Raw genomic sequence first — 9651 nt, 5'->3', positions numbered from 1 at the left:
ACGCTGCCTTTTTGCATCGACCAAGTAAGCAGCGCTGTCAGGGCATCAACTGCAAGGGCGACACTGCCTAAGATGACGACGAGCCAGCCCTTTACCTCAGGCGGGTCGAGGAAACGCATACCACCTTCGTATATCAGGTAGAAGCCGATCACGATCAACGTTGTGTAGTTAATTAGAGCAGCTACGATCTCGACCCTGCCATATCCAAACGTCATGCGCCCGTCGGCCGGTCGACGGGCGATCTTGCGTGCGCCGAAGGCGATCACTAAAGAAGCAACGTCGGAGAAGTTGTGTAACGCGTCAGCAATCAGCGCCAGACTGCCCGCTAAAACCCCACCAATTACTTGAGCGGCGGTTAAGATTAGATTCGCGACAATAGCAACGCCGACGCGCTTGTCGCCTTGTTCAGGGTCTATTCCATGGTCATGGGCCATAATACAGGACCTTCTTAGGGTTCTGGGTGTTCAGAGCGTCTTGCAACGCACACATAGTGCTGACTACTAGACTGAGGTGGTCCAACCCGGTGGGAAAAAGCCTAGCTGATTGTTATCGCCTGTGTGCGGTCGTTTTACGATGCAACTAATGAAGATGTGAGCCCTAATGCTTGTTACCAAGATACTTTTCATGTGATGTATCTGCAAGCATCTCAATAATTTTGCAGTCGCCAACTTGGCCGCCAGCACAGCCCTCAATCATACGTGATAACTCACGCTTTAAGGCATTGAGCCGACGGATACGATGTTTCACTTGATCCAAGTTTCGTCGGGCGATGGAATCTACAGTTTTACAAGATTGATCCGGGTGATCAGACATTTTGAGGAGTTCGCGTATTGAGTCCAGCGCAAACCCGAGCTCCCTGCTGTGCCGAATGAAGGCGAGACGCTGCCGGTGTTGTTCTGTGTAGCGCCGTTGATTGCTGTGTGTGCGCGGTGGTTGAGGCAGCAAACCGATTTGCTCATAGTACCGGATTGTCGGCACTTTGACGTTGCAACTGGCGGAAAGCTGGCCGATTGAAAGCGCTGTCATATGCTAATTCTTTCTTCTTGAACCTATAGTTACTAGAGAGATTATAGTTGTCAGATGAGATGAACAATCACGCTGTTCAACGGCTAATTTAAGACGGAAAGAGAAAATAGACATGAGCAGCTGCGGCTGTGGCGATGACATCAAGTTCGATGGCCTTTCGGATGGTTACCGCAAGGCTTTGTGGGCTGTCATTGCCATCAATGGCACAATGTTCTGTATCGAAATGGTCGCTGGTTTCGGTGCGTCCTCGCAGGCTCTTAAAGCAGATGCCTTGGACTTCTTGGGCGACACAGTAACTTATGCCTTAAGTCTTTTTGTGATTGGTCAGCCCTTGATTTGGCGGACTAAGGCAGCGTTGTTCAAAGGCTTAAGCCTTGGAGCTATGGGTGTGTGGGTAATTGGCTCTACGGTCTATAGCGTGTTTGTATTGAAGACGCCGACCGCAGAAGTGATGGGCATTGTTGGTGTGCTCGCATTGACTGCGAATCTCATCAGTGTCGGTCTTCTTCTGAAGTATAGAGATGGCGATGCAAACGTGCGATCAGTATGGTTGTGTAGTCGCAATGACGCCATCGGTAATGTCGCTGTCATTATTGCGGCTTGGGGCGTGTTTGCGAGCGGCACAGCATGGCCCGATCTGCTGGTTGCTGGCGTCATGGCCAGTCTGTTTCTCAACTCGTCGGTTCAGATTATCCGCCAAGCGCGAATGGAACTTCAGGGCATCCGGGCATGAAAAGCCCTAGGCCAAAACCCCAGGCAAACTGGGCTATAGGTGCCCATCGAGAAGAAAATCTGGACAAACTGACTGTATTCCAATTAGTTTCTAACTCTTGTCAAACAGAGGTTTGAGCAGTGTTTGCATCTTTGCGCAGGTATAGTTTTAGGAAAGCGACCGTAGTCTCAATGGCTGCGTTCTATGCTTTGCTGTCTTCTTTTGCCATAGATGTTTACGTCCTTTGTGTTCACCAGGACGGCAATTCGCATATCGAACTCAGTCATGACATCACTGACCTGATGTCAGATTCGGACACCAAAGAAGTGCTAAGCTGTTTGGTTGACGACTGTTCTGACAGTGTGATTGAAGACAACAGCACCGTTGCAGCTGCTAAGGTCCTGAATGACAAACGCCCGGACGCCCCGGTCATAGCAGTAATTTGGGAGCCGAGACCCACATCTGAAGTTTCCTTTGAAGCCTTTCAGGTTCAATCGAATTTTGACAATGAGTCCGACTACGCGACTCAGATTAAACCCACCACCGTCCTCCTAACCTAAGACATCTCAGCAGATTTTACCGTGGACGCAATAGCGCGTCCTCGTATCGCGTCCTGTTTGGGTTTGTAACTTAGTTTAGTGGTCGGTTTTTATGCATCTTTCATTCGTTGTTACGTTCGCATCTTCACTGCTGTTTGCTTTACCAGCAGTGGCGGATGGTCAGCGCCAATCTCATGCTAATTGGCCAATTTCACCTCAGCTGGCCCAAGCGGACAACGCGCAAAGCCCGACAGCTGAGGCACTAACCTTAAGCCAAGCGGTTAGCTATGCTTTGGAGTCCAATCCCGGTCTCAACAGTGCGCAAAGAACCGTTGACGTACAGGAGGGTGAACTCATTCAGGCTGGGCTTTTGCCCAACCCGGAACTGTCTTCAGAAGTCGAGGAATTTGGCGGCATTGGGGCTCGGCGGGGTTTCCGTGAAGCTCAAATCAACGTCGAGTTTAGTCAACTTTTTGAGTTGGGGGGCAAGCGCAGCAAACGGGTTCGCGTTGCGTCATACGGTAAAGACATAGCTGAGTTGGATTATCAGCGATCACGGCTGGATGTCATATTGGTTACGACGCAGACCTTTATCAGTGTCGTCGCTGCACAAGAGCGTCTTGAAGTTGCAAGAGACACACTCGAACTCGCCCGTGAGCTAGCAAGTTCAGTTAAAAACCGGATTGATGCAGGGCAGGTCTCACCGACAGAACAAACCAGAGCAAATCTCGAACTCTCAAGTGCGGAAATTGGATTTTCTGAAGCAGAAAGAGAGCTGAGCGTTTCCCGGCAAAACTTAGCGGCAACCTGGGGGTCAAGCGCTCCGCTAAGACAAGCCGCTATTTATAATATGGATCAGTTCGTAGCGCCCGGTCCCCTGGCTGTATATGCGGATAGGCTTGCCGAAAGCCCTGATCTCGTGCGGTGGGATAAAGAGGTCAGTCGTAGTGACGCCACCATTGCACTTGAGAAATCCCAACGTATTCCTGATGTGACAGTTTCCTTGGGAGGGTCTCGGTTCGAAGTCGATGACGGAAAAGCCGTGCGATTTGGCGTCTCAGTTCCTCTACCCCTGTTCGATAGAAATCAAGGCAACGTAATGGCATCGCAAGCCAGGCGTCAGCTAACCGCCAATCAACGTCAGCAAGCTTTGTTGAGTTTGCAGGTAAAGCTCAACGAGAGTTATACCCGCATGGCATCAGCCTTTCAGAATGCTCAGACTTTGCGGGACGGAATTTTGCCCGCCGCTGCTGAAGCGTATGAAACGATTCTGACTAGCTATCAAGCTGGACGCCTCAGCTTTCTTGATTTGGTCCAGGCCCAGCGGACCTTGCTCGACGTCCGCGAGCAATATCTAGACACCCTTGAATCCTATCACCTTAACCGTGCTGAACTTGAGCGTTTCGTTGCCCGGCAGGGGGAATAAGACATGTCCTACAGAAAGGAAAAAGCAATGCGTATCAAGAGCAAGGCCGTGCTTCTAGCGACAGCTTCATTGATTGCGTTTTCGTCCATGGCAATTGCAGCTGGAGACACCGAGACTATGGTGCCCTCAACTCAGTATGAACCACAATTGAGTAGGGACGAGTTTGTGTTTGCTATGTTGCAGGAACCTGATCACGACGATCATGACGACCATGCAGAAGACGACCACGACCACGACGACGATCATGACGATCATGCGGAAGATGACCATGATGAACACGCGGAAGATGATCACGATGATCACGATGATCACGATGATCACGATGATCACGATGATCATGAAGAAGAAGGCGCACTCCGGGTGTCACCTGCTGATATGAAAGAATTCGGTATTGAAACCGGCACTGCAAATGGTGACGTGCTCCGGGCGACCGTTCGCCTGAGTGGCGAGGTCGTTCTAAATGACAATCTGGCGGCCCATATCGTTCCGAAAGTAAGCGGCAATGTACAGAAGGTGCTGGTCAACCTTGGTGATCGAGTTCAGGAGGGACAGGCGTTAGCCGAACTTGAGAGCCGTGAGCTCGCTGATGCCAAGGCCGATTATGTTGCAGCTAAGGAGCGCGCCGCTTTGTCCAACACGAATTTTGAACGTTTTCAAAGTCTCTGGGATCAAAAGATTACCTCTGAGCAGGAATACCTTGAGGTGCGAAATGTATTTCGTGAATCTGAAATTGTGCTGAAAGCGTCCGAACAAAAGCTTTTTGCACTCGATGTTTCACCTAATGACCTGTCGAACATATCCAGCGGAAATGGACATCAACTGACCCATTTTGAGCTCAAGGCCCCACTCGACGGAGAAGTTATAGAGCGGAACATAGCACGAGGCGAGTTCATAGATCCTGACTCGCGGGCATTTATCGTTGCCGATCTCAGCACTGTATGGGTTGACCTAACTGTGTATGAAGCCCAGCTGTCACTCGTTCGTCGGGGGCAGAATGTGACCGTGACAAGCCGGTACGGGAATGCGCAGACAGAAGGGGTTATCGAATACGTGAGCCCCGTGGTTGATCCGTCTACTCGGACGGCGACCGCTCGGGTCGTGCTCGACAATACCGATGGTCAATGGCCACCTGGAACGTTTGTAGATGCCGTTATCGCGGTTAACAGCATCAGGGCTGGCGTCGTCATACCGCGTGATGCCGTACAAACGATAGACAATGAAACAATAGTCTTTGTGCAAGACGGGGATGTTTTTGAGACTGTCGTAGTGCAACTCGGACGACAGGATGACAGACACGTTGAGATCGTTTCAGGCTTGAAGGCTGGCCAAACTTTTGTTGCCCAGAATGCCTTCGCTCTCAAAGCTGAATTGGGTCGCTCCGGGCTCGAACATGCTGGCCACGCCCACTAGTAGGTAGACATTCATTATGATCGAAAATCTTGTATCGAGATCGATTCACAATCCACTCCTCGTTGGTGTGCTTGCAGTAGCTGTGTTTCTTGGTGGCATATGGTCATATGGCCAACTGCCGGTGGACGCATTTCCTGACGTATCTCCAAACCTGGTTCAAGTCTTTACAGAGACAGATGGCTTGGCCCCTGAAGAGATCGAAAAATATGTAACCTATCCGGTTGAAGCCGCTATGACGGGTTTGCCAGGCGTGAAGCAGATACGAAGCGTCTCTAATTTCGGGCTTTCCGTTGTCAATATTTACTTCGACGACGGGACCGACATTTACTTCAACCGCCAACTTGTCAACGAGAGGCTACAAGAAGCCCGTGAGCAGATTCCGGATGGTTTTGGAACGCCGGGTATGGGGCCAATTTCAACCGGCATGGGCCTTATACTTTTCTACTACCTCAATGACACAACCGGCACGTATTCGCTTGAAGAGCTACGCACGATTCACGATTGGATCGTGAAATTCAATTTACAAACCGTGCCCGGTGTAACTGAAGTGCTGGGAATTGGAGGATTTGAAAAACAGTTTCACGTTGTCGTACGTCCTGACGCTTTGCTTCGCTACGATGTTACTCTGGACGAGATCATCGAGCGCATCGAAGCGAACAATCGCAATGTCGGGGCCCAGTTTTTGGAGAAAGGAAGCGAGGAGTTAGTGGTCCGCTCAGTTGGCTTAGCGACCAATATCGAGGACTTAGGACGCATCGTTGTGAAGTCAGAAGAAGGGCGTCCGGTGTATCTAGATCAGGTCGCGGATGTGCAGATTGGCGGTGCGATTAGACGGGGACTACAGACTCGCAACGGTGAAGGGGAAGTCATCGCCGGAATGGTCGTCAAGCTTTACGGCACTAACGCCTCTTCGGTGATTGAACGCGTTGAGGCTAAGATTGAGGAAATCAATGAAATTATCCCCGATGGTCTAGAGCTCGTTCCCTATTACCAGCAGAAAGACATCGTAGACTCAGCAGTCACCACGGTAACAAATGCGCTGCTTCAAGGCATCGCACTCGTGGCCATCGTTCTCTTCGCCTTCATGGGTGGAGCCAGGCCAAGCGCCGTGGTTGCACTCGCAATACCGTTCTCAATTCTATTTGCAATCATTGCCATGGGCTACTTCGGCCTTTCGGCAAACCTGATGTCGTTTGGGGGGCTGGCAATTGCCATTGGTATTCTGGTTGATGGCACAATTGTCATGGTCGAAAACGCCGACCGTCTGTTGCGCGAACCTCATCCTGGTATGACTAAGCGCCAAATTATTGAAAAAGCCTGCCGCGAAGTGGCAAGGCCAATTCTATTTGCCATAGCGATCATCATTATTGTGTTTCTCCCGTTGTTTGCGTTGGAAGGCGTTGAGGGTAAAACGTTTGGTCCTTTGGCCTATTCCATCACCCTGGCTCTCACTGGGTCACTGATATTCTCACTGTTTCTTGCACCCGTTTTCAGCGACCTGCTCTTAAAACAGAAAGTGCCTGCGGCGGGCGAAGAAGGTGAAACAAGTGAGCCTTTCATCATCCGTAAGATTCTCTCCCGGTACTCAATCCTGCTCGAGTATTTTGTATCCAATCGCAAAGTATCCGTGTGGCTTGCAGGTGGTTTAGTGGCGTTGGGTTTGGTCATTTTCCCCTTTCTCGGTTCGGAATTCACGCCTGAACTCAAAGAGGGAACGATTGTTGTGCGCCTTACAATGGCGCCATCCATCTCTCTTAACGAAAGTAAGCGAACGACCATGATTGTCGAACGGCGGCTTCTGGCGATTCCCGAAGTCAAAGAGGTTGTTACGCGTATCGGCCGGGGCGAGGTTGGGGCCCATGCAGACCCGATAAACGCTGCCGAAATTTATGTAATTCTAAAGCCCGAAGACGAATGGCGTGAGTCTGGTGATCAGGAGTTTATCGAGGACATTATCCGAGATGAACTCGGCGTCATGCCAGGCATAGTTGCCAATCTGACACAACCCGTAGAAATGACCGTCGATGAGCTTCTGGAAGGTGTGCGAGCCGAGTTGGCCGTCAAACTCTTTGGGGACGACCTTGATCTCCTGGAAGAAAAGGCCAACGAAATAGCAGGAGTGCTGCGGCAGGTTGAAGGAGCGGCAGATGTCCAAGTAGACCAAGTCAGTGGAACGCCTCAGTTACTGATTAGCCCAGACCGGGAGGCTGTAGCCCGGTATGGGTTGAATATTGAAGATGTTCAGAATGTCATCAGTGCTGCTGTGGGTGGAGCTGAGGCGGGACAAGTGTTCGAAGGAATTCGAAGATTCGGAATTCTCGTCCGCTTTTCTGAAGAGTTTAGAGATTCGCCAGAGAAAATTGGTCAAATCCTAGTAAAAACCCCAACTGGTGCACGCGTGCCACTTTCACAGCTTGCGGACATTAGAGAGATTGTGGGGCCACGCCAGATTACAAGAGAGAACACGCAGCGCTTTGTGACCGTACAAGCGAATGTCGTCGGATTGGACATTGGTACTTTTGTTAAACTGGGCCAGGCCGCCATCGACGCAAATGTTGAGTTACCGCCCGGCTATCTCACTTCGTGGGGTGGGCAGTTCAGGCTACAACAAGAGGCGAATGCCCGGTTTGCCATTGTCATTCCGATTACGCTGGCAGCAATCGCTTTCGTTCTCTTCATTAACTTTGGTTCGTTAGGCAATTCAATTCTTATCCTCCTCAATATCCCGCTTGCACTGGTCGGTGGCATATTTGCGCTATGGATTTCTGGACAGAATCTATCGGTGCCGTCATCGGTAGGTTTTATCGCGCTCTTTGGTATCGCCTTAGGAAACGCGATGGTTCTTATTACCTACATTAATGAACTTGTTAGAGAGGGACACCCGGTCAGGGATGCCTGCTTAATGGGTGCACGCTTGCGTCTACGTCCCGTTCTGATGACGGCAGTAACAACCGCCCTTGGTCTGTTACCCTTGCTCATTGCAAGTGGAACAGGGAGCGAAGTCCAAAGACCGTTAGCCACAGTCGTCATGGGAGGGTTGTTTACTTCAACCGCGCTGACATTGCTTGTTATACCGTCATTGTATCCGTGGTTTATGCCGCGCAAAGAAGAAATTGAAACTGAGCTGACTGGGACGGACAGTCCCTTGCTTGCGGAGTAAAAAAGAATATGGGTGCTAGGGCACAGGTATTTCGGTGCAAGGAAAACGAAAGTGTTCTCCTTTTCAGCGATCCCCTTTCCGCTGCCTTGGTAAGAAAGGTCCTTCCCAACCTTTCTCTTACGGCTGCCTCATCCCCCTTAACGGCTGTGAGCCCATCCCCAATCGCTAGTCTGCCTATAGTCATACATGAGAGGGAGGTTTAACCCCTCGCTTAAAAAGCTTCGATACGTCCACCCCCGTGTTTACCTGGAACAACCCCATGCCAAGCGGTGGGATAAGAAAATACTATGCTCGCCAAATCGTATGCGTGGTCAAACCTGTTCGGCCCCGGTCATTTCATCAGGGTCGGCCTCCCGATTCTGTTGATCATGGTTGCGGCTATAGGTGCCCTTATCTCCGCAATAACTGCTGATTCATTAACCCTCGTTGCGCTCGCGATGGCGTTGGGAATTCAGCTTCACTTCATTGTGGTCAGCGTGTTTGCCCAAGGAATACGGTCTCAAGGCCGGTTTAGTCCGACGCACATCTTGAAATTTGTTCGGGCCTCGTCGCATCTTCTTTTGGTTGCGGCTATTATTTTTCAGCTCTGGATTTTGGGACTTCTTTTCATACGGCTATTTCAGCCTTCACATATAGAGATCGACCTGCTTCTAATTACTGCGGCATCAATATCCTTAGTGAATGGCATAGCCGCCTATTTATTGGAGAATAAAATTTGCAGTACCAGGTATTTCAGATCTCGTGCTGGACTCCTAAAGACACTCCTAACCCCGTCAGGAATCGCGTTTGCGGTAGGTGTAATAGCCACCCTGACTGATATAAGACTGATCGTCGACGATATCGGAGCGCTTTTGATAATGTGCTGGTTTATGTCATCAATACGATCGGATAATATTAGTATGTAGGAGGTGGTGCCAGATGGAAACGGCATCAATTGAAGGACTGAAGATTTAAGCCTCCATCGCGACCAATCATGCGGGTATGATTTGTGTCGTTGGCAATGAATTACCATATGCGCTTGTCGCGTAAGATTTGATTATGCTTAAGTAGTAGCGCTTTTTAACCACACCTCATCCAGGTGTAGACAACGCTGGTAGCGCCCTCCCGCAACCATCTTTACTTGCTTTAAGCCGCCAATCGGTTGATTGGCGGTTTTTTGCTTTCCAGAACAGATGCTTAGGATGCCGGCGAGTTCCCCATGCAGGTCAATACGCAGCAGACTGCGTTCTGGTGTAAGCTGTCCTTCCCGAAAACCTCATCCGCTTGAAATAGGTTCGGATCATCTGTAACCAGCTTGAGATGATCCAATTCGTGACGTTTTTCTTGCTGGCAATCTTGGCTCTGGGTAAGACTCAAAAACGTCTTGCAGCAGAGAATA

Annotated in this window: 8 protein-coding genes; 5 read left to right on the top strand and 3 right to left on the bottom strand. The window is 50.2% G+C overall.

The features are described from left to right. On the bottom strand, positions 1-434 hold a 434-nt coding region (locus tag RIC29_14400), incomplete at its 3' end, for a cation diffusion facilitator family transporter (GenBank protein MEQ8736113.1). A gap of 163 nt (positions 435-597) precedes the next feature. Next, positions 598-1026, bottom strand: coding sequence for a helix-turn-helix domain-containing protein (locus RIC29_14395; GenBank protein MEQ8736112.1), 429 nt, complete (start codon positions 1024-1026; stop codon positions 598-600). A 112-nt stretch (positions 1027-1138) separates the two neighbouring features. On the opposite strand from RIC29_14395, the gene RIC29_14390 reads away from it, so the two are divergent. The 5 genes from RIC29_14390 (at position 1139) to RIC29_14370 (ending at position 8273) form a co-directional block, all read left to right on the top strand. Further along, positions 1139-1759 (top strand): cation transporter, encoded by a 621-nt coding sequence (locus tag RIC29_14390; GenBank protein MEQ8736111.1) that lies wholly within the window; start codon positions 1139-1141, stop codon positions 1757-1759. A gap of 170 nt (positions 1760-1929) precedes the next feature. Further along, positions 1930-2298, top strand: a complete 369-nt coding sequence (locus tag RIC29_14385; protein ID MEQ8736110.1) for a hypothetical protein — start codon at positions 1930-1932, stop codon at positions 2296-2298. A 91-nt stretch (positions 2299-2389) separates the two neighbouring features. Beyond that, a complete protein-coding gene (locus tag RIC29_14380) occupies positions 2390-3703 on the top strand; it encodes a TolC family protein (protein ID MEQ8736109.1) in 1314 nt (437 codons plus the stop codon). Positions 3704-3730: 27 nt separating this feature from the next. Further along, positions 3731-5113, top strand: a complete 1383-nt coding sequence (locus tag RIC29_14375) for an efflux RND transporter periplasmic adaptor subunit (protein MEQ8736108.1) — start codon at positions 3731-3733, stop codon at positions 5111-5113. 16 nt (positions 5114-5129) lie between these two features. Next, a complete protein-coding gene (locus RIC29_14370) occupies positions 5130-8273 on the top strand; it encodes a CusA/CzcA family heavy metal efflux RND transporter (GenBank protein MEQ8736107.1) in 3144 nt (1047 codons plus the stop codon). Between the two features lie 1176 nt (positions 8274-9449). Here the strand turns inward: RIC29_14370 and RIC29_14365 are convergent. Next, positions 9450-9651 (bottom strand): hypothetical protein (locus RIC29_14365; protein MEQ8736106.1); only part of this gene is annotated, 202 nt, incomplete at its 5' end.

The sequence above is a fragment of the Rhodospirillaceae bacterium genome, assembly GCA_040219235.1.
Classification (GTDB): Bacteria; Pseudomonadota; Alphaproteobacteria; order Rhodospirillales; family Rhodospirillaceae; genus WLXB01.
Note: the sequence above shows the minus strand (reverse complement) of the source record. Positions and strands in the feature narration are given on the sequence as shown.

Excerpts from the sequence above, each read along its gene's own strand:
- RIC29_14370 (MEQ8736107.1), top strand. The coding sequence starts at position 5,130 with ATGATCGAAAATCTTGTATCGAGATCGATTCACAATCCACTCCTCGTT.
- RIC29_14375 (MEQ8736108.1), top strand. The coding sequence starts at position 3,731 with ATGCGTATCAAGAGCAAGGCCGTGCTTCTAGCGACAGCTTCATTGATT.
- RIC29_14395 (MEQ8736112.1), bottom strand. The coding sequence starts at position 1,026 with ATGACAGCGCTTTCAATCGGCCAGCTTTCCGCCAGTTGCAACGTCAAA.
- RIC29_14385 (MEQ8736110.1), top strand. The coding sequence starts at position 1,930 with ATGGCTGCGTTCTATGCTTTGCTGTCTTCTTTTGCCATAGATGTTTAC.
- RIC29_14380 (MEQ8736109.1), top strand. The coding sequence starts at position 2,390 with ATGCATCTTTCATTCGTTGTTACGTTCGCATCTTCACTGCTGTTTGCT.
- RIC29_14390 (MEQ8736111.1), top strand. The coding sequence starts at position 1,139 with ATGAGCAGCTGCGGCTGTGGCGATGACATCAAGTTCGATGGCCTTTCG.